This window comes from Pantoea sp. JK, assembly GCF_026130245.1.
GTDB lineage: Bacteria > Pseudomonadota > Gammaproteobacteria > Enterobacterales > Enterobacteriaceae > Pantoea > Pantoea trifolii.
The window spans coordinates 83,694-109,999 of the sequence record NZ_JAINFN010000007.1 but is presented as its reverse complement, the minus strand read 5'-3'; the positions used below and the strand labels follow the sequence as shown (position 1 = coordinate 109,999).

Annotated in this window: 22 protein-coding genes and 1 other annotated feature; of the genes, 12 read left to right on the top strand and 10 right to left on the bottom strand. The window is 57.4% G+C overall.

What is annotated here, in order from left to right; genetic code table 11:
* Nucleotides 1-36 precede the first annotated feature (36 nt).
* Nucleotides 37-990, bottom strand: coding sequence for a transaldolase (tal, locus tag PanJK_RS16120; RefSeq protein ID WP_061718163.1), 954 nt, complete (start codon nt 988-990; stop codon nt 37-39).
* A 213-nt stretch (nt 991-1,203) separates the two neighbouring features.
* Between tal and yaaA the strand changes: the two genes are divergently transcribed.
* The gene (yaaA, locus tag PanJK_RS16115; RefSeq protein WP_256698365.1) at nt 1,204-1,980 is read left to right on the top strand and encodes a peroxide stress protein YaaA; all 777 of its coding nucleotides are present in this window, start codon (nt 1,204-1,206) and stop codon (nt 1,978-1,980) included.
* 169 nt (nt 1,981-2,149) lie between these two features.
* Here the strand turns inward: yaaA and thrC are convergent, their stop codons facing one another.
* From thrC to PanJK_RS16095, 5 genes are all read right to left on the bottom strand, one after another.
* Nucleotides 2,150-3,433, bottom strand: a complete 1,284-nt coding sequence (thrC, locus tag PanJK_RS16110; RefSeq protein WP_154154288.1) for a threonine synthase — start codon at nt 3,431-3,433, stop codon at nt 2,150-2,152.
* A 3-nt stretch (nt 3,434-3,436) separates the two neighbouring features.
* Nucleotides 3,437-4,366 (bottom strand): homoserine kinase, encoded by a 930-nt coding sequence (thrB, locus tag PanJK_RS16105; protein ID WP_265301338.1) that lies wholly within the window; start codon nt 4,364-4,366, stop codon nt 3,437-3,439.
* A 2-nt stretch (nt 4,367-4,368) separates the two neighbouring features.
* Nucleotides 4,369-6,831 carry a bifunctional aspartate kinase/homoserine dehydrogenase I gene (thrA, locus tag PanJK_RS16100; RefSeq protein ID WP_179451946.1) on the bottom strand — a complete coding sequence of 821 codons (2,463 nt, stop codon included), beginning with the start codon at nt 6,829-6,831 and terminating at the stop codon, nt 4,369-4,371.
* Nucleotides 6,832-6,857: 26 nt separating this feature from the next.
* Nucleotides 6,858-6,980, bottom strand: a sequence feature (Thr leader region).
* Entirely contained in the window at nt 6,916-6,987 is a 72-nt protein-coding gene (thrL, locus tag PanJK_RS24010; protein WP_071531027.1) for a thr operon leader peptide, read from the bottom strand. It overlaps the preceding feature by 65 nt.
* 189 nt (nt 6,988-7,176) lie before the next feature.
* Nucleotides 7,177-7,881: a tRNA/rRNA methyltransferase gene (locus tag PanJK_RS16095; protein ID WP_265301111.1), complete on the bottom strand. Its 705-nt coding sequence runs from the start codon at nt 7,879-7,881 to the stop codon at nt 7,177-7,179.
* A 589-nt stretch (nt 7,882-8,470) separates the two neighbouring features.
* Here PanJK_RS16095 and arcA point away from each other — a divergent pair.
* Nucleotides 8,471-9,187, top strand: coding sequence for a two-component system response regulator ArcA (gene arcA, locus PanJK_RS16090; protein ID WP_008108686.1), 717 nt, complete (start codon nt 8,471-8,473; stop codon nt 9,185-9,187).
* Between the two features lie 46 nt (nt 9,188-9,233).
* Here arcA and creA read toward each other — a convergent pair whose 3' ends face one another.
* Complete coding sequence (creA, locus tag PanJK_RS16085; RefSeq protein ID WP_256698363.1) at nt 9,234-9,707, bottom strand: protein CreA; 474 nt, start codon at nt 9,705-9,707, stop codon at nt 9,234-9,236.
* Between the two features lie 194 nt (nt 9,708-9,901).
* Here creA and robA point away from each other — a divergent pair, with 194 nt between their 5' ends.
* Complete coding sequence (gene robA / locus PanJK_RS16080) at nt 9,902-10,780, top strand: MDR efflux pump AcrAB transcriptional activator RobA (protein WP_256698362.1); 879 nt, start codon at nt 9,902-9,904, stop codon at nt 10,778-10,780.
* A gap of 51 nt (nt 10,781-10,831) precedes the next feature.
* Here the strand turns inward: robA and gpmB are convergent, their stop codons facing one another.
* A complete protein-coding gene (gene gpmB / locus PanJK_RS16075; protein ID WP_061718168.1) occupies nt 10,832-11,479 on the bottom strand; it encodes a 2,3-diphosphoglycerate-dependent phosphoglycerate mutase GpmB in 648 nt (215 codons plus the stop codon).
* A gap of 51 nt (nt 11,480-11,530) precedes the next feature.
* On the opposite strand from gpmB, the gene yjjX reads away from it, so the two are divergent.
* Nucleotides 11,531-12,052 carry an inosine/xanthosine triphosphatase gene (yjjX, locus tag PanJK_RS16070; protein WP_265301104.1) on the top strand — a complete coding sequence of 174 codons (522 nt, stop codon included), beginning with the start codon at nt 11,531-11,533 and terminating at the stop codon, nt 12,050-12,052.
* Here the strand turns inward: yjjX and trpR are convergent.
* Nucleotides 12,049-12,372, bottom strand: a complete 324-nt coding sequence (trpR, locus tag PanJK_RS16065) for a trp operon repressor (RefSeq protein ID WP_008108696.1) — start codon at nt 12,370-12,372, stop codon at nt 12,049-12,051. The genes yjjX and trpR overlap by 4 nt on opposite strands.
* Nucleotides 12,373-12,416: 44 nt before the next feature.
* Nucleotides 12,417-14,336 (bottom strand): murein transglycosylase, encoded by a 1,920-nt coding sequence (sltY, locus tag PanJK_RS16060; protein ID WP_154193039.1) that lies wholly within the window; start codon nt 14,334-14,336, stop codon nt 12,417-12,419.
* Between the two features lie 258 nt (nt 14,337-14,594).
* Here sltY and atzF point away from each other — a divergent pair, with 258 nt between their 5' ends.
* From atzF to urtE, 8 genes are all read left to right on the top strand, one after another.
* Nucleotides 14,595-16,391 (top strand): allophanate hydrolase, encoded by a 1,797-nt coding sequence (gene atzF, locus PanJK_RS16055; RefSeq protein ID WP_265301100.1) that lies wholly within the window; start codon nt 14,595-14,597, stop codon nt 16,389-16,391.
* A gap of 2 nt (nt 16,392-16,393) precedes the next feature.
* The gene (gene uca / locus PanJK_RS16050; RefSeq protein ID WP_265301098.1) at nt 16,394-20,011 is read left to right on the top strand and encodes an urea carboxylase; all 3,618 of its coding nucleotides are present in this window, start codon (nt 16,394-16,396) and stop codon (nt 20,009-20,011) included.
* 9 nt (nt 20,012-20,020) lie between these two features.
* Nucleotides 20,021-20,719, top strand: coding sequence for a GntR family transcriptional regulator (locus PanJK_RS16045; protein ID WP_265301096.1), 699 nt, complete (start codon nt 20,021-20,023; stop codon nt 20,717-20,719).
* Nucleotides 20,720-20,747: 28 nt separating this feature from the next.
* The gene (urtA, locus tag PanJK_RS16040; RefSeq protein ID WP_008108706.1) at nt 20,748-22,016 is read left to right on the top strand and encodes an urea ABC transporter substrate-binding protein; all 1,269 of its coding nucleotides are present in this window, start codon (nt 20,748-20,750) and stop codon (nt 22,014-22,016) included.
* Nucleotides 22,017-22,176: 160 nt separating this feature from the next.
* Entirely contained in the window at nt 22,177-23,742 is a 1,566-nt protein-coding gene (gene urtB / locus PanJK_RS16035) for an urea ABC transporter permease subunit UrtB (protein ID WP_265301093.1), read from the top strand.
* Nucleotides 23,742-24,818: an urea ABC transporter permease subunit UrtC gene (gene urtC, locus PanJK_RS16030; protein WP_265301091.1), complete on the top strand. Its 1,077-nt coding sequence runs from the start codon at nt 23,742-23,744 to the stop codon at nt 24,816-24,818. The genes urtB and urtC overlap by 1 nt, the downstream gene beginning before the upstream one ends.
* Nucleotides 24,811-25,602 (top strand): urea ABC transporter ATP-binding protein UrtD, encoded by a 792-nt coding sequence (urtD, locus tag PanJK_RS16025; protein ID WP_061718176.1) that lies wholly within the window; start codon nt 24,811-24,813, stop codon nt 25,600-25,602. Before urtC ends, urtD begins: the two co-directional genes overlap by 8 nt.
* A 1-nt stretch (nt 25,603) precedes the next feature.
* Complete coding sequence (urtE, locus tag PanJK_RS16020) at nt 25,604-26,302, top strand: urea ABC transporter ATP-binding subunit UrtE (protein WP_265301088.1); 699 nt, start codon at nt 25,604-25,606, stop codon at nt 26,300-26,302.
* The last annotated feature ends 4 nt before the right edge of the window (nt 26,303-26,306 follow it).

Here is a 26,306-nt window from a genome sequence, read left to right as displayed (position 1 = left end):
AACCGTGGCAGCCTGTCGCCGCCACGGCCAATCACCTTACAGCAGTTCGGCGATCATCTTCTCAAGTTTGCCCTGATCGATGGCAAAGTTGCGGATACCTTCAGCCAGTTTGGTCACCGCCATTGGATCCTGGTTATGCTGCCAGAAGAACTCAGCTTCAGTCATCTTCGCTGGACGCGCTTTCACTTCGCCGGTGTAGCTCAGTTTACGCTCAACGGTACCTTCGCTCTCAGCCAGCTCTTTCAGCAGGCCCGGAGAGATGGTCAGACGGTCGCAGCCCGCCAGCTCAATGATTTCGCCAACGTTACGGAAGCTCGCGCCCATCACCACGGTTTCATAGCCGTGTTGCTTGTAGTAGTTGTAGATTTCAGCCACAGATACCACGCCTGGATCTTCGTGTGCTGCGTACTCTTTCTTATCGGTGTTCTGCTTGTACCAGTCGAGGATACGGCCAACGAATGGAGAGATCAGGAACACGCCGGCTTCGGCACACGCACGCGCCTGCGCGAAGGAGAACAGCAGCGTCAGGTTACAGTTGATGCCTTCTTTTTCCAGCTGCTCAGCAGCACGGATACCCTGCCAGGTTGACGCCAGTTTGATCAGGATACGGTCATTGCTAATGCCCGCATCGTTGTACAGTTTGATCAGGCTACGCGCTTTAGCGATGCTCGCTTCAGTGTCGTAAGAGAGGCGCGCATCCACTTCTGTCGAGATGCGACCTGGAATCAGTTTGAGAATTTCCAGACCAATGTTGACGGCCAGCTTGTCTGATACCAGCGCCAGTTGTTCTTCTTTGTTGCTGCTCTGCTGACGCGCCCAGGTAATGGCTTCGTCGATCAGTTTGCGGTATTCAGGGATTTGAGCGGCGTTGAGAATCAAAGAAGGGTTGGTGGTCGCATCTTGCGGCTGGTAAAGCTTCATTGCCGCGATATCACCGGTGTCGGCGACCACAGTAGTCAGCTGACGCAAGGAAGTAAGTTTGTCCGTCATGGTTCTCTTTCTCTTAGGTTGACTGTCAGGGTGTAAAAGGCTGTTGCGATAATATCACGCACAAGTGACGGCGCAACACCACGAAGTGCCCTTTACGATAGCGCTAACAAATGGGAGCGATTAGCCGATCCATGCCGCTTTTTTGCTACACTCTTTGCGACATTTTTCCCTTCAATTCCCTGATTAACCTGCGGGTCAAAGAGGACGTACACGATGCTGATGGTTATCTCGCCAGCGAAGACACTGGACTATGAAAGCCCGCTGGCGACACAACGTTTTACCCAACCGGCGCTGTTAGAAAAATCACACCAATTAATTGACGTTGCGCGCGATCTTTCACCGTCGCAGATCAGTTCACTGATGGGTATCAGCGACAAGCTGGCGCACCTGAATGCCGATCGTTTTAACCAATGGCAGCCGCCCTTCTCGCTGGAGAATGCGCGTCAGGCGATTCTGGCGTTTAAAGGCGATGTGTATACCGGTTTGCAGGCCGAAACCTTTAGTGACAACGATTTCGATTTTGCCCAGCAGCACCTGCGCATGTTGTCCGGATTATACGGTCTGCTGCGTCCGCTTGATTTGATGCAACCTTATCGCCTTGAAATGGGCATCAAGCTGGCCAATCCGGCTGGCAAAGATCTTTATGGTTTCTGGGGCGATTTGCTGACCGAGAAGTTAAACGAGGCGATTGCTGAGCAAGGTGATGACGTGCTGATCAATCTGGCATCCGATGAATATTTCAAAGCCATCAAGCCGAAGAAACTCAACGCCGAGTTGATCAAGCCGGTGTTCCTGGATGAGAAGAACGGCAAGTTCAAAGTCATCAGCTTCTACGCCAAGAAAGCGCGCGGTTTGATGAGCCGCTATGTGATTCAGAACCGCCTGACCAAGCCAGCGCAGCTGAAGAAATTCGATGTGGATGGGTATTTTCTTGATGGGGCGGAAAGCAGCGAGAACGAATTGGTGTTCAAGCGCCGCGAGCAGAAATAGTTCAGCGAGCGCTGTCCCCCTCCTCGGTCTGTGCTTGCTGTCCCCCTCCTTGGTCCTCCCCCATAAATGGGGGAGGAAGATGCTGCAATATGATAGTTGGGAAGCTGCATGTGGCAGCATCTCCTTCCCCCGCTTGCGGGGGAAGGCCGGGATGGGGGACAACGAGCACTTACTTCAGCAAAAACGCGCGCAGTTCAGCGAAATCGCCTTTCAGATTGTGCGACAGCAGCGGCAAGTCGGCGCGCTCGGCCAGCTCTTTCGGCAGCGGCAGATCCTGACCTAAAATCTCGTCCACGCTCTCTTTGAACTTCGCCGGATGCGCAGTGCCGAGGAACAGGCCATATTCGCCCTCCTGCAGGTTGTCGCGCAGCAGACGATAAGCAATCGCTGCATGCGGTTCAGAGATGTAGCCAATCTCAGCCAGCTCGCGCATGGTGGATTTGGTGGTTTCATCAGACACCGCGCCGTACGCCAGATCGGTCAAACGCCAGGTTTTGCGGCGGAACAGCTCTTCCACGCGCGGCCAGTTGTTTGGCTGGCTGACATCCATGGCGTTCGACAGCGTTGCTACCGTGGCGTTTGGCTGCCATGCGCCGTTGCCGAGGAAGCGTGGTACGGTATCGTTCGCATTGGTCGCCGCGATAAAGCGCTTGATCGGCAGACCCAATGATTTCGCCAGCAAACCCGCCGTTAAGTCACCAAAGTTGCCGCTCGGCACCGAGACCACCAGCTGATTGCGCTTCTCTTGTGGCAGCTGCGCTACCGCTTCAAAGTAGTAGCAAATCTGCGCCAGCAGACGGCTGATGTTGATCGAGTTCGCCGAGTTCAGGCCAATCGCCTTCTTCAGTTCTTCATCATCAAACGCCTGTTTCACCAACGCCTGACACGCATCGAAATCGCCTTCAACCGCGATGGTTTCGATGTTGCCGCCCAGCGTACAGAACAGTTTCTCCTGCAGCGGGCTGATTTTGCCCTGTGGATAGAGAATCACCACGCGCACGTTTTCCATGCCGTAGAAGGCATGCGCCACCGCTGCGCCGGTATCGCCGGACGTGGCGGTCAGAATGGTGATCTGCTCATCCGCACCGCTCACATAGGAGAGCATCTGCGCCATAAAGCGGCCGCCGAAGTCTTTGAACGCCAGCGTTGGACCGTGGAATAGCTCGAGGCAAGCCACATCATCGCTGACCTTCGCCACTGGTGCCGGGAAAGCAAAGGCGTTTTTCACTCGCTCGGCCAGCTGATGCGCGGCAATTTCATCACCAATATAGGCAGAGAGAATTTTGCTGCTGCGGCTGACGAAATCCATCTCCAGCATGGCATCGATATCGGTCAGTTCGAATTCCGGCAGTTCGAGCGGGAAAAACAGCCCTTGCTGCGAGCCAAGGCCCTGTTTCACGGCCTGAGCAAAACTAACCTGCTCGTTGTGATCCTTAAGGTTGTAGAGTTTCATGCGTTATCCCAATTTACGTGCGCCAGCCGTATCAAGACGGCAGATGTGGACGAAACCTTCTTCATTCTGCAGATAGTGCTGGCTTAGCCAGTCCGCCATCCGCTGTGCCGTTGCCATCTCGTTGCAAACAGCGAAAAGTGTCGGGCCGGAACCCGAAATACCGCAGGCCAGCGCGCCAATATCCTGCGCCGCTTTACGCGCATCGGCGAAGCCTGGCAGCAGTTTGGTGCGATACGGCTCAGCGATAACATCCTGCATAAGTTTAGCCGCAAGCCCTGACTGACGCGTATGACAGGCATGAATAAAGCCCGCCAGCAGGCGACCATGCTTGATGGCATCCTCTTTGCGATATTGTGCCGGCAGAATGGCGCGCGCTTCGGCGGTGGAGACTTTAATCCCCGGATACGCCATCACCCACAGCCATTCGTCAAAGCACGGCACGTCCTGACTGATAATGCCGTTCTCTTCAATCATCAGCTGCACGCCGCCAAGGAAGCACGGTGCAACATTATCAAAGTGTACGCTGCCGGAAATACGCCCTTCCAGCTCGCCCATCAACGCCAGCAGTTCGGTATCGTTGAGCGGTTTGCCGCAGAATTCGTTCATCGCCATCAAGCCAGCAACCACCGAACAGGCGCTCGATCCGAGCCCGGAACCGATCGGCATATTTTTTTCAAGCGTCATCGCCACCGGAACGTGTTTACCAATCGCCTGGCAAAAACGCTCCCAGCACTGATAAACGATGTTCTCCTGCGGATTGGTCGGCAGTTTGCTGACAAAGCGCCCGGAGTTTACCAGGCTGAAGCTGTCGGCGGCTTCGACGGAAACGCAGTCACCCAACAAGGTACCATCCACCGGCGAAACCGCCGCGCCCAGCACATCAAAGCCGACGCTGACGTTACCTATCGAGGCCGGTGCATAAATTTTTACCATCATCAAACTCCCAACTTCCACGACAGCGTACGCAGCAGGTCCGCAAACACGCCTGCTGCTGTGACATCATTTCCCGCGCCATATCCACGCAGAACCAGCGGGATGGGCTGATAGTAGCGGCTGTAGAATGCCAGCGCATTCTCACCATTTTTCACTTTGTACAGTGGATCGTTGCCGTCCACCGCATCAATCTTCACTTTGCAAACGCCGCCTTCTTCAATCGCGCCGACGAAGCGTAATACTTTACCTTCGTCACGCGCTTTGGCAACGCGCGCGGCAAAGGCGTTATCCAGTTCCGGCAGACGCTCCATAAACTGCTCAACGTCAGCGATCTCGGTCAGACTGGCGGGCAGCAGCGGTTCGATTTCGATATCACTGAGCTCCAGCTGATGTCCCGCTTCACGTGCAAGAATCAGTAGTTTACGCGCCACATCGGTGCCAGAAAGATCGTCACGCGGATCCGGCTCGGTAAAGCCCATCTCGCGCGCCATTTTGGTTGCTTCCGACAGCGAAACGCCTTCATCAAGCTTGCCGAAGATAAAGGAGAGCGAACCTGACAGAATACCGGAGAACTTGATCAGTTCATCACCGGCGTTCATCAGGTTTTGCAGGTTTTCGATCACCGGCAAACCGGCGCCAACGTTGGTGTCGTACAGGAATTTACGGCGCGATTTCGCTGCCGCTGCCCGCATCTGCTGGTAGTAGTTCCACGACGAGGTGTTGGCCTTTTTGTTCGGCGTCACCACGTGGAAACCTTCGGCGAGGAAATCGGCATATTGATCGGCAACCGCCTGGCTGGAGGTACAATCGACGATCACCGGGTTTAGCAGATGATACTCTTTCACCAAACGCATCAGGCGACCGAGATTGAACGGCTCTTTGGCTTCGTTCAGTTCTGCCTTCCAGTTGCTGAGATCGATACCGTGTACGTTGGTCAACAGCGCCCGCGAGTTAGCGATGCCGCACACGCGCAGATCGATATGCTTCTGTTTCAGCCAAGTCTGCTGACGATGCAGCTGATCCAGCAACGCTGCGCCCACACCGCCAACGCCCACCACGAACACTTCAATCACCTGATCGGTAGCGAACAGCATCTGATGCACCACACGCACGCCGGTGGTGACTTCATCGTTGCTCACTACCACCGAGATGGAACGCTCAGACGAGCCCTGCGCAATCGCCACGATATTGATATTGGCACGCGCCAGCGCCGAGAAGAATTTGGCCGAGATGCCGCGCAGCGTGCGCATGCCATCACCGACCACCGAGATCACCGCCAGCTGTTCCAGCACGTCCAGCGGATCGAGTAAGCCATCTTTCAACTCCAGATAGAACTCCTCCTCCAGCACGCGACGCGCACGCGCCTGCTCGCTTTGCGGTACGCAGAAGCTGATGCTGTATTCCGAAGAGGATTGGGTGATCAGCACCACTGAAATACCGGTGCGTGACATCGCCGCGAAAACGCGCGCCGCCATGCCGACCATGCCTTTCATGCCCGGACCTGACACGTTGAACATCGCCATGTTATTCAGGTTAGTAATGCCTTTCACCGGATTTTCATCCAACTCGCCTTCGCCACCAATTAAGGTGCCCGGCGCTTGCGGGTTAGCGGTGTTTTTGATCAGGCAAGGAATCTGGAACTGGGCGATAGGTGCGATGGTACGCGGATGCAGCACTTTGGCGCCAAAATAAGAGAGCTCCATCGCCTCCTGATACGACATCGATTTCAGTAAGCGCGCGTCAGGTACCTGCCGCGGGTCGCAGGTATAAACGCCGTCAACATCGGTCCAGATTTCACAACAGTCAGCGCGCAAACACGCAGCCAACACCGCGGCGGAGTAATCAGAGCCGTTACGGCCCAGCACCACCAGTTCGCCTTTCTCGTTCCCGGCGGTGAAACCGGCCATCAGGATAAAGTGATCGGCCGGGATCTGGCTGGCGGCAATGCGACGTGTGGATTCGGCGATATCAACGGTGGATTCAAGGTAATGACCAATCGCCAGCAACTTCTCCACCGGATCGATCACGGTGACTTTGTGGCCGCGCGCCTGCAGCAGCGCTTCCATAATGGCGATCGATAACTTTTCGCCACGGCAGATGATGGCGGCATTAACGGCGTCCGGGCATTGGCCCAGAAGGCTGATGCCGTGCAGCACCTGTTTCAGCTGCGCAAACTCCAGCTCAACGCGGGTTTTCAGTCCGTCGTAATCAAAGCCCGGCTGCGCGTCACGCAAGCCTTGCAGCAGGTCGGCAAAAATACGTTCGGCATCACTGATATTCGGCAAGGTGTCGAGGCCGCTGATGGTTTTCTCAATCATCGCCACCAGATGATTGGTAATTTTTGCTGGTGCAGAGAGAACGGTCGCAACCTGTCCCTGTTGTGCATTGCTTTCCAGAATATCCGCCACACGGAGAAAACGTTCCGCATTGGCTACTGAGGTTCCGCCGAATTTCAGCACTCGCATAGTTAAAGCTCTCCTGAATTTTTGCCGAAAAAAAAGCCCGCACTGTTTAGGTGCGGGCTTTTTTCTTTGTTTTTCCTGTATGCGTCAGCCCGCACCGTTACCTGTGGTAATGGTGGTGGTAATAATAATTGTGGTGTTCAGGCTGAGTTTACGCATTTAGATTTTTTTCTGTCTGTCTTTGTCTTGTCCGTCTGCCTTCCAGAAGTAAAGCAAAGCGCACGTTAAGTCAACGAATTTGTCTTAGCCGCGCCATCCCTGGCGCTGCGCAGTGCTGCGCTTAATAAAGCAAAAATTATTGCGATTGTTCAGGAGATGCGGCGGATTCCCGCATCAGTCACTAGCAACTCAGGATTTATCCGAGCAATTATCTATAAGTTTTTTTTCTACGTCATGTAACAAACGATGCAGCATGGCGCTGTCACGCTGTTCCAGCAGGCCGATACGCTGATCGATCCAGTCCGCCATTTTGACGTCATCACTCACATCCAGCTTAACCAGCAACTGGTGGAAGCGCTGGCGCAATGCCTGCAGTTGGTGCTCGTTCGCCACTTCCGCAGTCTCAGCCGCTATCTGATTGAGCGCTGACAGTTGATAGCAATACACCATCACCGCCTGACCGAGATTCAACGACGGATAATCATTGGCCATCGGGATGCCGGTCAACAGATCAACCTGCTCCAGCTCTTCATTGGTTAAGCCACTGTCTTCACGGCCAAACACCAGCGCGATGCGGCTCAGCCATTGGCGCTTCTCCTGCAGGATGTTTTCAACCTGCGCAGGCGTGGCGTAATAGCGGAATTTCGCACGGCTGCGCGCGGTAGTTGCCACGGAAAAATCAACATCCTTTAGCGCCTCGCTCAGCGTGGCGTAGGTTTTGACGTTATCGAGAATCTCACCGGCGCCGTGCGCCACGCGGCGTGCTGCCGGATCTTGCCAGGCATCGCTGGCCACAATGCGCAGTTCGGTAAAACCCATGGTTTTCATGGCGCGGGCAGCCGCTCCGATATTTTCCGGACGGGCGGGAGAGACAAGGATTAAGGGGAAATGCATGATTTTTCCATCGAACTGTTAACAACTCGCATTATGTTGGCATGCAGGAGAGAAAATACCAACTGCGGCTAACAGAGAAAATAAGATGTTAACGATGTTAAAAGCGGGATAAATCCAGCTGTAGTGGGAATTAGCAGGCATAAGCAAAATTATATGGCCTATTTAATATAAAACCCTTTTCTTTCATATCATTGAAATATAATTTCCTGCGTGTTTTAGTTTTGGTTGTATAGGGGATAAATGTAGCAAAAATGCTGCATTTTGTGAGCTAAACTAGCAATCCTGGAGAAGTTTTTCATAAAAGTGTTAACGTGCTACACTTGCATTTGATATAAGTCAACGAAGCGTTGTTTTTATGCTTATCGGTTGTTGTTGGTGCTGTTAGGTTGCTGTTAATACGGTTAGGATGAGCGCCTGTCCGATATCCTCGGGGCGTGCAAATATCCATCCTGACTGGCTGAGCTAACACTGAAGTTGACGTAGATGGATGGTGTATTCCGAAGATTATTTCGTATACCGGTTGCAGCAAAATAGCGTAACCGACGTACGCCCTGTTTTCGATTTGTTGGCAAATTTTAGGTAGCGAAACATGCAGACCCCGCACATTCTTATCGTTGAAGACGAACTGGTCACGCGTAACACCCTCAAAAGTATCTTTGAGGCAGAAGGTTACGTGGTCTATGAAGCCACCGACGGCGCCGAGATGCATCAGGTTTTGACGGAAAATGACGTCAACCTGGTGATTATGGATATCAATCTGCCAGGTAAAAACGGTTTACTGCTGGCACGCGAACTGCGTGAACAAGCAAACGTCGCGCTGATGTTCCTGACCGGCCGTGATAATGAAGTGGATAAAATCCTCGGTCTGGAAATCGGTGCCGATGATTACATCACCAAACCGTTCAACCCGCGCGAGTTGACGATTCGTGCACGCAATTTGCTGTCGCGTACCATGAATCTGGCGATGCCAAGCGAAGAGCGCCGTACGGTTGAAAGTTATCGCTTTAATGGTTGGGAGCTGGATATCAACAGCCGCTCACTGATCAGCCCGAACGGCGACCAGTACAAGCTGCCGCGCAGTGAATTCCGCGCCATGCTGCACTTCTGTGAGAACCCAGGCAAAATCCAGACGCGTGGTGACTTACTGAAGAAGATGACCGGCCGCGAGCTGAAGCCGCATGACCGTACCGTGGATGTCACCATCCGCCGCATCCGTAAGCATTTCGAATCCACCCCAGATACGCCAGAAATCATTGCCACTATTCACGGCGAAGGTTACCGCTTCTGCGGCGAATTGCAGGATTAAGAGTTGAAAGAAAAAACGCCCGTCAGGGCGTTTTTTTATGTCTGCATTAATGCCATGGCATAATCGGCACGGCGCTCAGCGCATTTTTCGGCGATCCATCCACCACTTTGTCAGAATAGCTTAGGTACACCAGCGCATGACGTTTCTGGTCAAAGAAGCGCACCACCTGCAGCTTCTTAAACACCAGCGATGTGCGCTTTTTGAATACCACTTCACCTTGTGCCTTGCCTTGTGCGATTTTCTCGCTAAGCTCTACCGGTCCCACCTGTTGACAGGAGATGGCCGCGTCGGACGTGTCTTCCGCCAAACCTAATCCCCCTTTGATACCGCCGGTTTTTGCCCGGCTGATATAACAGGTTACATTTTTTACGTCCGGGTCATCGAAGGCTTCCACCACGATCTTATGATCTGGGCCGAATATCTTGAACACCGTGTCAACTGAGCCGATCTCTTCGGCCTGAACGCCAGCACTGAATGCATATGTTGCCAACGTGATTATAAGAATACGAGCTATTGTCATTGAGTTACCATTGCCAATCGAATAGATGAGAATGTAATGTACTGTCAATCGAATACAGAACCAAATCTAAACGGGTTTCAACCCGCATTGACTTAGCACACTCGATTAGCAAACCGCCCCCACGCTTTTGTGCATTTCGTGCTATTATTCGACGACTTCATAGTTGCGCCACCAGAGAGTTATGAGGATGTTTTATGGACCAAGCCGGTATCATTCGCGATTTGCTTGTCTGGCTGGAGAGCCATCTGGATCAACCGCTTTCATTAGATCACGTTGCGCAGAAAGCAGGCTATTCCAAGTGGCATCTGCAGCGGATGTTCAAGGAAGTAACCAGCCACGCGATTGGTGCGTATATTCGCGCGCGTCGGCTGTCGAAAGCCGCGGTGGCATTACGCCTGACCAGCCGCCCCATCCTCGACATCGCTTTACAATATCGCTTCGACTCGCAGCAGACCTTTACCCGTGCGTTTAAAAAGCAGTTCAATCAAACGCCTGCCTGGTATCGTCGCTCGTCGGAGTGGAACTCGTTTGGCATTCGCCCACCGATTCGCCTCGACGATAACAGCATTCCGGAAGCGCAGTTTGTTACGCTGCCTGAAACAGTGCTGGTCGGCCAAACGCAGAGTTACTCCTGCACGCTGGAGCAGATTTCCAGCTACCGCGATGAGATGCGCATGCATTTCTGGAAACAGTTCCTGCTGGAAACCGACACGGTGCCGCCGGTGCTGTACGGCCTGCATCAGGTGCGTGCCAGCCAGGAAAAGGATGATGAGCAGGAGATTCTCTACACCACTGCGGTGCCTGCCGATCAGCTGGCAAAAAGCATGCAGTCGAATCAGAGCGTGGTGTTGGAAGCGGGCGATTATGTTCAGTTCACCTACAACGGTGCGCGCAGCGCGCTGGGTGAATTCATCCTGCTGCTGTACGGCACCTGCATGCCGACGCTGGGGTTAGTGCGTCGTCAGGGACAGGACATCGAGCGTTTCTTCACGCACGGTGGTAAGAAGCGGAGCGAGCCGCCAACGGAAATCCGCTGTGAATACCTGATTCCGATTCGCCCACAGAACCATTAATCCGTTCGTAGGGTCGCCATTCATGGCGACCTCTTTATTCATCACATCCGATCAGCGCTGCAACTCATCCAGCGCAGGCGCATCCAGATGCGACACATCCCCCGCCGTCTCAACCACCCAACCGGCCGCCAGCCACGCGCTCTGCTGATGATCCACGCGTGAAATCGAGCAGTTACGCAGACGTAAACGACGCTCCGCATGCGCAGGCAAACCGAGAATGGTGCTGACCAGCACGCCCAGCGCCATGCCGTGGCTGACAATCAGCGGACGGCTACCCGCAGGCAGCTCAAGCAGCGCATTCAGCGCTTCGTGCATACGCGCTGCCATTTCCGCCATCGATTCGCCACCCGGAATACGCCCAGCCGTAGTGCCATCCACCAGCGTTTTACGCCAGTTTTCCTCTTCTTCGGTTAAGCCGTCGAGTGGACGTTGTTCCAGGCAGCCCATATTCAGCTCACGCAGACGCGCATCGAGCGTAACGGTGCAGCCACACGCGTCGGCGATAATCTCTGCCGTACGCCGCGTACGTCCCAAATCGCTGGCTATCACGTGAGTAATGCCCAGCGATTTCACCCGCTCGCCCACCTGATGCGCCTGCTGCTCACCTTTTTCCGTTAACGGGCTGTCAGACTGCCCCTGAATGCGTCGGGCCGCATTCCATACCGTTTCACCGTGACGAACAAGATAGACCTGTAGCATGCTTAATTTCCGTTATACTGCGACAAATTTGCCTCGAGGGTTCAAACAATTATGTACCATGTTGTCGCAGCCACCATCAACCCGGCAAAAATTCGCGCGATTGCTCAGGCGTTCAACGACGTTTTCGGCGAAGGATCCTGCCACATCGAAGGGGTTGAGGTCGAGAGCGGCGTCGCAGCCCAGCCACTTAGTGATGTTGAAACGCGAACTGGCGCACGCCAGCGGGTAGAGAACGCGCGTCAGGCGCGTCCACAGGCCGATTACTGGGTGGCGATTGAAGCGGGCATTGAAGGCGATTGCGCCTTTGCGTGGATGGTGATTGAAAACGCGCAGCAGCGCGGGGAATCACGTTCGGCCAGCTTTACGCTGCCGCCGATTGTCGTGACAGGCTTAGCTGCCGGGCATGAATTGGGTGATGAGATGGCACGCTTAACCGGCGTGGAGAATATCAAACACAAAGGCGGCGCGATTGGAGCCTTAACCCACGGCCTGCTGAGCCGCTCCAGCGTCTACCATCAGGCGTTGATTCTGGCGCTATGTCCGTTCACGCATCCGCTGTACAGCCAGCGTTAATCGCGGCCAAGACGCGCTTCCAGCCAGCGTTTTAGCTCTGGCGGCGCCTCTTTCAGGCTGTTAGAGCCACGTGTAATGGTGGCAATGCCCACGCCCAACTCATTCTTCAGTTCACGCTGGCTCATCTCGCCGCTCATCAACTCTTCAATAATGCGCAAACGCGTCCCGTAGGATTCACGTTCATCCGGCGTCATCATCAGTTGTAATAACGGCAGCGCTACGCCATCGGCAAACGCGTTTTGCATCAGTTCGATAAAACGCAGCCAGTTATCTTCAACAGGCTGAGCCGATTCCGGCTGGGAAGAAAGGGGTTGGCTCATGAAGGGCTTCCGTACTCATTAACGAGTACGGAAGCATAGCACAGTCAATACTGGCGATTCCACTCACTGTCGGCGAGAATCTTGTCCGGCTTGCCCATGAAGTAGCGGTAATAGGCATCGTAGGCCAGCACGTTTTTCACGTAGCCACGCGTTTCTGAGAACGGAATGGTTTCGATAAACGCCACCGCATCCAGATTACCGCCGCTGGTTTTCTGCCAGCTGCGCACGCGTCCCGGACCGGCGTTATAGGCGGCCGTGGAGAAGATGCGATTCTGACCAAACTGCTGATAGACGTACTCCAGATACTGCGTCCCGATCTGAATATTGGTCTGCGGATCCAGCAGCTGGCTGCTGTTCACATAGCCGGGAATGTTATACATCTTCACGGTATGCGTCGCTGTGCCAGGCATCACCTGCATCAATCCGCTGGCGCCCACCGGTGAACGCGCTTTTGGGTTCCACGCGCTCTCCTGACGCGAAATCGCCATCGCATAACTCTGCGGAATGCCTTTGTCGCTGGTGTATTGCTGATACAGGTTTTGCCACGCCAGCGGGAAGCGCTCTTTTAGGCTATCCCACATTTTCGCGGTGATGGTGGCCTGCACGCTGAGATCCCACCAATCCTGCTCGTTGGCGTAACGCGCCAGCATCTGCTGCTGCGAACGGGTTTTGCTGGAGATCAGATTAGCCCATTCACTGCGCGCCAGGTTATCCAATCCCCAATACATCAGCTCGCGCACGCGTGCCATTTCCGCGCCTTGCGTCACGCTGCTGTCGGCTGCTGGGGCCTTATCGACCTGCAACGGATACTCCACGCCCAAGCGCTGCGCCGCGACCATCGGATAGAAGCCGCGCGCCTGCATCAGCTTACGCAGAATATCGTTGGCTTCCTCTTTGCGGCCCTGCGAAATCAGCAAATCTGCCTGCCAGTATTGCCACTCATCCTTCTCTTTGGCTTCCACCGGCAAACGTGCGATCCAGGTATTGAGACCACGACGATCGTTCTGGCTCAGCGCCAGCCGTACGCGGCGCTCCACCAGCGCGGTGGATTCGCTGTTCATCACCACCGCATCACGCCAGCGTGCCTGCTCGCTGGTGAGATCCGCGCCCATCATGCGCCACACCACAGTCTCTTTCAGATCCTGCTCATCGGCCTGGCTCATCTTCTGCGCCTGCACCAGCTGCGGGATCATCATGCGCGCGTTATCCATATCCTCACGCGCCACGCGGGCGAAGGCGTAGCTGGTCGCCATGCGGGTGAAATCGGTTGGCCCCATGGTGCTGGCAAAGGTGGTAACGGTTTGCGGATTCTGCTGCAGCGCAATCAGCGCGCTGGCGGTGGTTTGATAATCCGCCGGCAGCATTTTCGCCAGGTAATTCACCAGACTGTCATTACCGGCTTTCATCGCCAGACGAATGCGCTCGAGGATGGTAATCGGCGAGAGTTGCCCGCTGGCCTGCCATACCGAGAACAGTTTGTCGCAGTCGTTCGGCAATGCGGTGCCGCGCAGCCAAATCTCTTTCGCACCGGCAAATGCCGCCTGCTGCTGGCCAGTGGCCCACTTGGCGTAATACCAGTTACAGCGCGCCTGCACCGGCTTGGGTTCATCCGGGCTGAAGCTGAGCACGCCCTGCCAATCCTGACGGTTCGCCAGCACATTCACAAAGCGCGTGGAGAGCGAGCGCGCCGGTGGCAGCGTGGGATACTGTTGAATAAAGTTCTTCACCGCCAGCGGCGTCTCTTGATCGAGGTCCTGCGCCAGCAGGCGATATTGCAGATACGGGTAGAGCGGATAATCCTGCAGCGTCGGCATCAGCTGCGTCACCTGGTCCATCTGTTTGTTATCCCAGGCTTGCTTGATTTGCGCATAGCGCTGTCGCTGCTGATCCAGCGAATCGGCCCATACGCTGCTGGCCGTGCTGACCAGACAGATCCCTAGCATCCAGTAACGCCACTTCTCCATTACGCTCTCCTCTCAGTGCTGCGATCCAGCTCATGCCAGACATCCTTCATGCTAACCAGGCCAACCGTCTCTTGCCATGTTCTTCACAAAATTTACGCTCGCGCACCGCCATTGCGCAGCCTTTGCGCCGCCATTGTGCAATTTATCATCAGAAAAACGTATTACACATCAATAAATTAAACACATTCATTCGCTTACAAAAATGGCACGCGCTTTGCTCTGTTGAATTCCATCTTGTATACCAGTTGGAATTCACTCATGGCATCGACCTTTGGCTTTACGCTCCAGGATTGGCAACGCAGTTACCAACAGGATCCACAACAAATTACCGCCTTGCTGGCGGCCCATCTCGACGCCATCGACGCGCAGGATAACGCCTGGCTCTATCTCGCCACGCCCGCGCAGCTGCAGGCACAAATTGAACCGCTGCTGGCGAGTTATCAGCGTAACCCAGCCGCACTGCCGCTGTTTGGCGTGCCGTTTGCGGTAAAAGATAATATCGATGTCGCTGGCTGGCCGACCAGCGCTGCCTGCCCGGCCTTCACTTACACCGCCGAAGCCGATGCCTTTGTCGTCGCGCAGCTCAAAGCAGCGGGCGCGGTGGTGATTGGTAAAACCAACCTCGATCAATACGCCACCGGTTTAGTCGGCACGCGTTCGCCGTTTGGTGCGGTGAGCAACACCTTCAATCCTGATTACGTCAGCGGCGGCTCCAGCTCAGGTTCGGCTTCGGTGCTGGCGCGCGGTTTGGTGGGCTTCTCGCTCGGCACCGACACCGCCGGTTCGGGCCGCGTGCCCGCCGGTTTCAACAACATTGTTGGCCTCAAACCGACCAAAGGCTGGTTCTCTGCCAGCGGCGTGGTGCCGGCTTGCCGCCTCAATGACACCATTTCCGTGTTCGCGTTAACGGTCGAAGATGCCTTTGCGGTGGCAACCGCAGCGGGCGGCTATGACGCGGGTGATGCCTATTCGCGCAGCAATCCGCACACCGCGCCAGCCAGCTTCAAAGCGCAGCCCGATTTCGCCATTCCCGCCACGCCCGAGTTCTTCGGCGACAAACAGGCCGAAGCGGCGTGGCTGGCGGCGCTGGAGCAATTGCAGGCTGGCGGCGCAACGCTACATCCGATCGACTTTTCCCTGTTCCATCAATTAGCTGAACAGCTCTATTACGGTCCGTGGGTTGCCGAACGCACCGTGGCGGTGGGCGAAATGATCAATCGTCCGGAAGAGATGGATCCGGTGGTGTACGGCATCGTCAGCAGCGGCCTGAAATACACTGCGGTCGAAGCCTATCAGGCGGAATACCTGCGCGCCGAACTGACGCGCCAGATTCAGCAAACGCTGGCGCAGTTCGATGCGCTGGTGGTGCCTACCTCGCCAACCATCCATACGCTGGCCGAAATGCAGCAGGAGCCGGTGCATTACAACTCGCAGTTCGGCACCTACACCAACTTCACCAACCTCGCCGATCTCAGCGCGCTGGCGCTGCCTGCGCCCTTCCGCGCCGATGGTTTGCCTGCCGGCATCACGCTGATTGCGCCTGCCTGGCAGGATCGCGCGCTGGCCGGTTTTGGTGTGCGCTGGCAACAGCAGATGGCGCTGCCGCTCGGCGCCACCGGTAAAGCGCAGCCTGCTCAGCAAAGCGCATTGCCAGTGTCCGCCGATCACGTCCGCGTGGCGGTGGTGGGCGCGCACCTCACCGGCATGCCGCTCAACTTCCAGCTCACTACACGCCAGGCGGTGTTAGTCGAAGAGACGCAAACCGCCAGCAATTACCGCCTGTTCGCCCTGCTCGATGGCCCGATTAAGAAGCCGGGCCTGCTGCGTGGTGAAAGCGGTGCGGCGATCACCGTGGAACTGTGGGATATCCCGCTGGCGCGCTTTGGCGAGTTCGTGGCGGAAATCCCGGCGCCGCTCGGCATTGGCTCGTTGACGCTGGCCGACGGACGCATCGTCAAAGGCTTTATCTGTGAACCGGCCGTGCTGTCGCAGGCGCTGGAAATTACCGAATTTGGCGGCTGGCGCAACTGGCTGGCTTCTCAGGGGAGTAAATAAGCATGTTCAGCACCGTTCTGATTGCTAACCGTGGCGAAATCGCCTGCCGCGCCATCCGCACCTTAAAACGCCTCGGCGTGAAAAGCGTTGCCGTCTATTCCGATGCCGATCGCAACGCGCGCCACGTCAAAGACGCTGATGTCGCCATCGCCCTCGGCGGCGACAAAGCCAGCGACAGCTATTTACGCATCGATAAAATCCTCGCCGCCGCACAGGAAACCGGCGCGGAAGCCATCTGGCCGGGCTACGGTTTCCTGTCAGAAAGCCTGCCGTTTGCCGATGCCTGTGAAAAAGCCGGCATCGCCTTTGTCGGCCCGACCGCGCAGCAGATTGGCGAATTTGGCCTGAAACACCGCGCGCGTGAGTTAGCCGCCAGCGCGGGCGTGCCGATGACGCCGGGCACGCCGCTGCTGAGTTCGCTGGATGAAGCCTTGAGCGCCGCCGACACCATCGGTTATCCGGTGATGCTGAAAAGCACCGCGGGCGGCGGCGGCATTGGCCTGACGCGCTGCGCCGACGCCGATGCGCTGGGCAATGTGTGGGAAAGCGTGCGCCGTCTGGGCGAGCAGTTCTTCAGCGATGCGGGCGTGTTTTTAGAACGCTGCATCGACCGCGCGCGCCACGTTGAAGTGCAGATTTTTGGCGACGGCAGCGGCAAAGTCATCGCGCTCGGAGAACGCGACTGCTCGCTGCAGCGCCGCAACCAGAAAGTGGTGGAAGAAACGCCGGCACCGAATCTGCCGCAGGCAACGCGTGAAGCGCTGCTCTCTTCCGCCGTTCGCCTCGGCGAACTGGTGAACTATCGCAGCGCCGGAACGGTGGAATATATCTACGACGCCGAACAGGATGCCTTCTACTTCCTCGAAGTGAATACTCGCCTGCAGGTTGAGCATCCGGTCACCGAATGCGTCACCGGCCTCGACCTCGTTGAGTGCATGTTGAAAGTGGCCGCTGGTGATGCCATCGACTGGGCGCGCCTGCAACAGGCTCCGCAAGGCGCATCGATTGAAGTACGTATCTACGCCGAAGATCCGCTGAAAAACTTCCAGCCAAGTCCGGGCGTGTTGACCGGCGTCTGTTTCCCGGATGACGTGCGCGTTGATGGCTGGATCGCTACCGGCACCGAAGTCTCGGCGTTTTACGATCCGATGGTCGCCAAACTGATCGTGCATGCCGACACGCGCGCAGCGGCGCTGGCGAAGATGCAGCAGGCGCTCGACGCCACGCAGCTGCACGGCATCGCCAGCAATCTCGATTATCTGCGCCAGATCGTCGCCACCGACGCCTTCCGCAGCGGCAACGTGTGGACGCGCTTCCTCGATAGCTTCACACCAGCCGCCAGCGTGATTGAAGTGCTGCAACCCGGCACCTTCAGCAGCATTCAGGATTTCCCTGGCCGCCTCGGCTACTGGGATATCGGCGTGCCGCCATCCGGTCCAATGGACGATTTCGCCTTCCGCCTCGCCAACCGCATTGTCGGCAACCACGACAGCGCCGCCGGTCTGGAATTCACGCTGCAAGGCCCCACGCTGCGCTTCCACAGCGATGCCGTCATCGCCCTGACCGGCGCTGATTGCCCAGCCGACGTCGATGGCGAAAACATCGCCTACTGGCAGCCCGTCAGCGTCAAAGCAGGACAAACCCTGACGCTGGGCCGCGCGCAGAGCGGCTGCCGCACCTACTTAGCGGTGCGCAACGGGTTCGATGTGCCGGAATATCTCGGCAGCCGATCCACCTTCTCGCTCGGCCAGTTTGGCGGCCACGCCGGACGCACTCTGCGCGTCGCCGACATGCTGCCAATCTCCCAGCCGCAGCTTGCCGCCTGCACCACGCCCGCGCCGGTCAGCGCCCCGCAGGCGCTCGATCATGCGCTGGTGCCGCATTACGGCACCGAATGGCGCATCGGCGTGCTGTATGGACCGCACGGCGCACCGGATTTCTTCACCCAGGCGGCGATTGATGAGTTCTTTGCCAGCGACTGGCAGGTGCACTACAACTCCAACCGCCTCGGCGTGCGTTTGGTAGGCCCGAAACCAACGTGGACGCGCGCCAACGGTGGCGAAGCCGGTCTGCATCCCTCAAACGTGCATGACTGCGAATACGCCATCGGCGCGGTGAACTTCACCGGCGACTTCCCGGTGATCCTGACGCACGACGGCCCAAGTCTCGGCGGCTTCGTCTGCCCGGTAACCATCGCCAAAGCTGAACTGTGGAAAGTTGGCCAGGTGAAACCGGGCGATAAAATCCGCTTCCATCCGATCAGCGCCGACGAAGCGGTGGCGCTGGAAAAAGCCCAGGCGCACAGCCTGGCAACCCTGCGCAGCAGCCACGCACCAGCCTTCGAAGTGCCCTCTTTAGCGGCCAGCGCTATCGGTTCCGCTACCTTGCTGGCGGCGCTGCCCGCCACGGCAACCACGCCAGCGGCGGTTTATCGCCAGGCGGGCGACAAATATGTGCTGATTGAGTACGGCGACAACGTGCTGGATCTGGCGCTGCGTCTGCGCGTGCATCTGCTGATGAATGCGCTGCGTGAACGCGCAGTGCCGGGCGTGGAAGAGTTGTCGCCGGGCGTGCGCTCTTTGCAGGTGCGCTACGACAGCCTGATTCTCAGCCAGAAACAGCTGATGCAGCTGCTGCTGGAACTGGAAGCCGGGCTCGGCGATGTCAGCCAGCTGAAAGTACCGTCACGCATTGTCTGGATGCCGATGGCCTTCGAAGACAGCGCTACGCTCGGCGCGGTCGAACGCTATCAAGAAACCGTACGTGCCAGCGCACCGTGGCTGCCAAATAACGTCGATTTTATCCAGCGTATTAATGGTTTAGCGAGTCGTGAAGCGGTGCGCGACACCATTTTTGATGCCAGCTATCTGATTCTCGGCCTTGGCGATGTCTATCTCGGCGCGCCGTGCGCGGTACCGATCGATCCACGCCATCGCCTGCTGAGCTCCAAATACAGCCCGGCGCGCACCTTTACCGCCGAAGGCACGGTCGGCATTGGCGGCATGTACATGTGCATCTATGGCATGGATTCACCTGGCGGTTATCAACTGGTGGGCCGCACGCTGCCAATCTGGAACAAATTCCTCAAGAACGATCAGTTCGCGGCCGACGAGCCGTGGCTGCTGCACTTCTTCGATCAGGTGCGCTTCTACCCGGTAACGGAAGATGAGCTGACGCAGCTGCGCGATGACTTCCGCGAAGGCCGCGCCAGCGTGCGCATCGAAGAAACGGTGTTCGACTTTGCCGCCCATCACCAATTCCTCGCGGAAAACGCCGCGTCGATCAGCGATTTCCGCCAGCGCCAGTCTGCCGCCTTCGAACAGGAAGTGACGCTGTGGGCGCAGGAAGAGCAGAACGCGCCGCTCACCAGCGAGGAAAATCTCGAAGTGGTTGAGGCCGATGACGATGCGCTGGCGGTGTGCGCCGATATGAACGGCAACATCTGGAAAGTGCTGGTGCAGCCGGGCGACGCGGTGGAAGCCGGTCAAACGCTGATCATCGTGGAAGCGATGAAAATGGAACTGGCGATTGTCGCGCCGCAGGCGGGCACGGTGAAACGCATTGCCTGCCAGGCAGGACGTCCGGTGAGTCCGGGCGATGCCCTGCTGTGGCTGGAATAAGGAGTTGGCATGAACACAATCCCTCGTAGCAAAGGTCGCCCGGAAGCGCTGGCCGAGAAGGTTTATCAGGCGCTGAAGCAGGACATTTTTGAGTTCCGACTGATGCCGGGCGACCGCTTCAGCGAAAACGAAATCGCCGATCGGCTGGAAGTCAGCCGCACGCCGGTGCGTCAGGCGCTGTTCTGGCTTGAGCGCGAGGGGTATGTCGAAGTGTGGTTCCGCAGCGGCTGGCAGGTGAAGCCGTTCGACTTCGAATATTTCGAAGAGCTGTACGACTTTCGCACCGTGCTGGAGTGCGAAGCGGTGCGCCGCCTGTGTGCGCTGCCCGCACCGCAGTGCAGCGACATGCTGACCGCGCTGAAAAGCTTCTGGATCGATGCGCCGCCGCTGGCCGATGGCAAAGCGGTTTCGGCGCAGGATGAAGCTTTTCACATGGCGCTGGTGGCCGCCGCTGGCAATCAGGAGATGGCGCGCATCCACGCCGAACTGACCGAAAAAATCCGCATCATTCGCCGTCTCGATTTTACCCGTGACGACCGAATGGAGGCGACATACCGCGAGCACGCCCAGATTTTACGGGCGATTTTCCAGCAACAAACCGAGGAGGCGCAGCGCATTTTAACCGACCACATCGCCGTCAGTAAGGCAGAGGTCAGAAAGATCACATTGCATATGTTACAGCAGGCTCGACTTCAACCCATTGAATAACAATATAAACATCGTGAGGGGTTTACTGATGAAAAGACGTTCGTTGCTCAAGGCTTTCGCGCTCTCTGCCTCTGTTGCCAGCATGGGCTTTGCCTTCGCGGCACAGGCTGCTGACACCATTAAGGTGGGCATTATGTCCTCGCTCTCCGGCACCATGGCGATCTCCGAAACGCCGCTGAAGGATGTGGCGCTGATGACTATCGATGAGATCAACGCCAAAGGCGGCGTGCTGGGCAAAAAGCTGGAACCGGTGGTGGTCGATCCGGCTTCTAACTGGCCACTGTTTGCTGAGAAAGCGCGCCAGCTGCTGACCCAGGACAAAGTGGCGGCGGTGTTCGGCTGCTGGACCTCGGTATCGCGTAAATCGGTGCTGCCGGTGTTTGAGGAGCTGAACGGCCTGCTGTTCTATCCGGTGCAGTACGAAGGCGAAGAGATGTCGCCGAACGTGTTCTATACCGGTGCCGCGCCGAACCAGCAGGCGATTCCGGCGGTGGAATACCTGATGAGTGAAGATGGCGGCAGCGCAAAACGCTTCTTCCTGCTGGGCACCGACTACGTCTATCCGCGCACCACCAACAAGATTCTGCGCGCCTTCCTGCACACCAAAGGCGTACAGGATAAAGACATCGAAGAGGTCTATACGCCGTTTGGTTACAGCGATTATCAGACCATCGTCTCCAACATTAAGAAGTTCTCTGCCGGTGGCAAAACGGCGGTGATCTCCACCATCAACGGCGACTCCAACGTGCCGTTCTACAAAGAGCTGGCCAACCAGGGCATCAAAGCCACGGATATTCCAGTGATCGCCTTCTCGGTCGGCGAGGAAGAATTGCGCGGTATCGATACCAAACCGCTGGTCGGGCAGTTAGCGGCGTGGAACTACTTCGAGTCGGTGGATAACCCAACCAACGCCAAATTTGTCGCGGATTACCGCGCATACGCCAAGGCGCACAACTTGCCGAACGCTAACACCGTGGTGACCAACGATCCGATGGAAGCGACCTACGTTGGCCTGCATATGTGGGCGCAGGCGGTAGAGAAAGCGGGCACCACCGATGTGGATAAAGTGCGCGCGGCGATGGCGGGACAAACCTTCAAAGCGCCAGACGGTTTCACCCTGACCATGGATAAAACCAACCATCACCTGCACAAGCCAGTGATGATTGGCGAAGTGGAAGAGAACGGTCAGTTCAACGTGGTGTGGCAGACCCAGCAACCGGTGCGCGCCCAGCCGTGGAGCCCGTACATCGCGGGTAACGATAAGAAGCCTGATCATCCGGTGAAATCAACGCAGTAATTTTTTGGGTGAGGTGCGGTTTGATGCCCTCACCCCGGCCCTCTCCCACAGGGAGAGGGAGACGCTGCAATATGTAAGCTCGCTCGATCAGTCCCCTCTCCCCGTGGGAGAGGGCTAGGGTGAGGGCATCAGCCCGCACCTTTCAAATAGGGCCAGAACCATGACAATCCGCCGTTATCTCTGCTGTCTGCTGTTACTGCTGCCCTGGCTCGCCCAGGCGGGCGATGGCGCAGACTTCGCGGCCGCCAGCCGCACGCAACAAGCCACGCTGCTCCAGCAGTGGGCCGCTGCACCGCAGGCTAATCGCCTGCCGCTGCTGCAGGCGCTGCGCAATGAAACCGTGGTCATCGACCAAAAGCAGCAGCCGTTCAGCAAACAGGGCGAGACGCTGCAGCCGCTCGACAGCGCGCAACAACCCAGCGGCGACACCAAAAAGCTGTTTATGAATAACCGCCTGCGCGTGCTGATCGCCAGCGCCCTCGCCGCCCACCAGCTGGTGAGTGACGATGCCGCGATCCGTTTACGTGCCGCACAACAACTGCAAAACGATGGCGTCGCCGATATGCTGCCGCTGATTGAACAGCGTCTCGCGCAGGAAAAAGACGCGAAAGTGCACGACGTGCTACTCATGGCAGCGGCCAATCTGCAACTCGCCAGCCCGGATGCGGCGCTGCGCCTCAAAGCCGTCAAACTGCTCGGCGAATCCAGCGATCCCAATATTCAGGCCAGCCTCACGCGCTTAATCCAAGCCAGCAATGAATCCGATGCCCGCGTGCGTGACGCCGCCGCAGCCAGCCTGAAGCAGATTAAACAGCGCCTGATGTGGGGCGATCTGCTTGGCCAGGCGTTTACCGGCTTATCGCTGGGATCGATCTTGTTATTAGCGGCGCTGGGCCTGGCCATCACCTACGGCCTGCTCGGCGTGATCAACATGGCGCATGGCGAAATGCTGATGCTGGGCGCCTACGCGACCTGGTTTGTGCAAAGCCTGTTCCAGCAGTTCGCACCGCAGTGGCTGGCGTGGTATCCGCTGCTGGCGCTGCCGGTGGCGTTTCTGGTTACCGCCTGCATGGGCATGTTGCTGGAGCGCACCATCATCCGCCATCTGTACGGACGTCCGCTGGAAACGCTGCTCGCAACCTGGGGCATCAGCCTGATGCTGATTCAGCTGGTGCGTATGCTGTTTGGCGCGCAGAACCTGGAGGTGGCGAACCCAGGCTGGCTCTCCGGCGGGCTGCAGCTGCTGCCCAATCTGGTGCTGCCGTACAACCGTATCGCGGTGATCCTGTTTGTGTTTGCCGTGCTGGGCCTCACCTGGCTGCTGCTGAATAAAACCCGCCTCGGCCTAAGCGTGCGAGCCGTGACGCAGAACCGCGCGATGGCCGACTGCTGCGGCGTGCCGACCGGACGCATCGATATGCTGGCGTTTGGCCTCGGCTCTGGCATTGCCGGACTCGGCGGCGTGGCGCTGTCGCAGCTTGGCAACGTCGGGCCGGAGCTCGGTCAAGGCTACATCATCGACTCCTTCCTCGTGGTGGTGTTGGGCGGCGTCGGCCAGTTGGCGGGCACCGTGGTGGCGGCCTTTGGCCTCGGCATTCTTAACAAAGTGCTGGAGCCGCAGATTGGCGCAGTGCTCGGCAAAATCCTCATCCTCGTGCTGATCGTGCTGTTTATCCAGAAACGTCCGCAGGGCCTGTTTGCCTTCAAAGGGAGGGTGATTGACTGATGAGCCAGCCAATGACGTTAACCATCGCGCGCAAAGCGCCGCGCCTGACCATCAGCCTTGGCGTGGTGATCACTGCGCTGCTGCTGATGCTGCCGTTCTGCGCCCTGCTGCCCGCCACGCATCCGCTGGCGATCTCCACCTACACGCTGACGCTGGTCGGCAAGATTCTCTGTTACGCCGTGGTCGCGGTGGCGCTCGATTTGGTGTGGGGATACGCCGGGCTGCTGTCGCTGGGTCACGGCCTGTTCTTCGCGCTCGGTGGTTATGCGATGGGCATGTACTTAATGCGTCAGGCCTCCGGCGACGGCTTACCCGCGTTTATGTCGTTCCTTTCGTGGAGTGAGTTGCCGTGGTTCTGGGCAGGCACGCAACATTTTGCCTGGGCGCTGTGCCTGATCATGCTGGTGCCGGGTTTGCTGGCGCTGGTGTTTGGCTTCTTCGCCTTCCGCTCGAAAATCAAAGGCGTCTACTTCTCGATCATGACGCAGGCGCTGACTTACGCCGGCATGCTGCTGTTTTTCCGCAACGAAACCGGCTTCGGCGGCAACAACGGTTTTACCGGCTTTACCACGCTGCTTGGCTTTAACGTCACAGCGCCCGGCACGCGCATCGGGCTGTTTGTCGCCACGGTGCTGCTGTTGCTGGTGAGCCTCGGCATTGGCTTCGCGCTGGCACGCAGCAAGTTTGGCCGCGTGCTGACCGCCGTGCGCGATGCGGAGAACCGCCTGATGTTCGTCGGTTACGATCCCAAAGGCTTCAAGCTGTTTGTCTGGACGCTTTCGGCGGTGCTGTGCGGGCTGGCGGGCGCGCTCTATGTGCCGCAGGTCGGCATTATCAATCCCAGCGAGATGTCGCCGACCAACTCGATTGAGGCGGCGATTTGGGTGGCGCTGGGCGGACGCGGCACCTTGATTGGTCCGCTGCTCGGTGCCGCCATCGTCAACGGGGCCAAAAGCTGGTTTACCGTCGCCTTCCCGGAATATTGGCTGTTCTTCCTTGGCCTGATGTTTATCCTGGTCACGCTGTTCCTGCCGCGTGGCGTGATTGGCCTGCTGCGCCGGAGGCGTGATGACTGAACAACTGTTTACCCAACCTCATCCCTCGGATCGTCATCGTGAACAAACCGATCCAGTATTGCAGCTGGAGAAGATCAACGTGTCATTCGACGGTTTCCGCGCGCTAACCGATCTCTCACTGAAGATCGGCGTCGGCGAATTGCGCTGCGTGATCGGCCCCAACGGCGCGGGAAAAACCACGCTGATGGATGTGATCACCGGTAAAACCCGGCCGGATAATGGCCAGGTGATCTACGACCAGGATACCGATCTCAGCAAAATGTCGCCGGTGGAGATCGCGCGTGCCGGTATTGGACGCAAGTTCCAGAAACCCACGGTTTTCGAAGCGCTGACGGTGTTTGAGAATCTGGAAATCGCGCTGAAAAATGACAAATCGGTGTGGGCCAGCCTGCGTGCGCGGCTGAACGGCGAGCAGCAGGATCGCATTGATGAGGTGCTGAAACTGCTGCGGTTGGGCGGCGAACGCCAGCGCAAAGCCGGTTTGCTGTCGCACGGTCAGAAGCAGTTTCTGGAGATCGGCATGTTGCTGGTGCAGGACCCGCATCTGCTGCTGCTGGATGAACCGGCGGCCGGCATGACCGATGCCGAAACCGAGTACACCGCCGAGCTGTTTCGCAGCCTCGCCGGGAAGCATTCGCTAATGGTGGTCGAGCACGACATGGGCTTTGTTGAAACCATTGCCGATCACGTCACCGTGCTGCATCAGGGCCAGGTTTTGGCCGAGGGATCGTTACGCGAAGTGCAGGCGGACGATCGGGTTATCGACGTTTATCTGGGGCGCTAACATGCTGCAAGTCGCGGAACTGAATCAATATTACGGCGGCAGCCACATTCTACGCGGGCTGTCGTTTGAGGCGAAACAGGGTGAAATTACCTGCCTGCTGGGACGCAACGGCGTGGGCAAAACCACGCTGCTGAAATGTTTGATGGGGCTAATTCCGGCCAAGTCCGGCGAGATTCGCTGGCAGGATAACGTGATCAACAGCCGCAAGCCACACCAGCGCGTGCAGGCGGGTATCGCTTATGTGCCGCAGGGGCGCGAAATTTTCCCGCGCCTGACGGTGGAAGAGAATCTGCTGATGGGGCTGGCGCGTTTTTCTGGCGCACAGGCCAAAGCGGTGCCGGAGGAGATCTATCAACTGTTCCCGGTGCTACGTGAGATGAAAGCACGCCGCGGCGGCGATCTGTCGGGCGGACAGCAGCAGCAATTGGCGATTGGCCGCGCCCTCGCCTGTTCACCAAAGCTGTTGATCCTCGATGAACCGACCGAAGGGATCCAGCCGTCGGTGATCAAGGAGATCGGTGCGGTGATCCGCCAGCTGGCGCAGCGCGGCGATATGGCGATTCTGCTCGTCGAGCAGTTTTACGATTTCGCCGCCGAACTGGCCGACAGTTATCTGGTGATGTCGCGCGGCGAGATCGTGCAGCGGGGTGCTGGCTCCGCAATGGAAGCTGACGGCGTGCGCGGGTTGGTGGCGATTTAGTTGC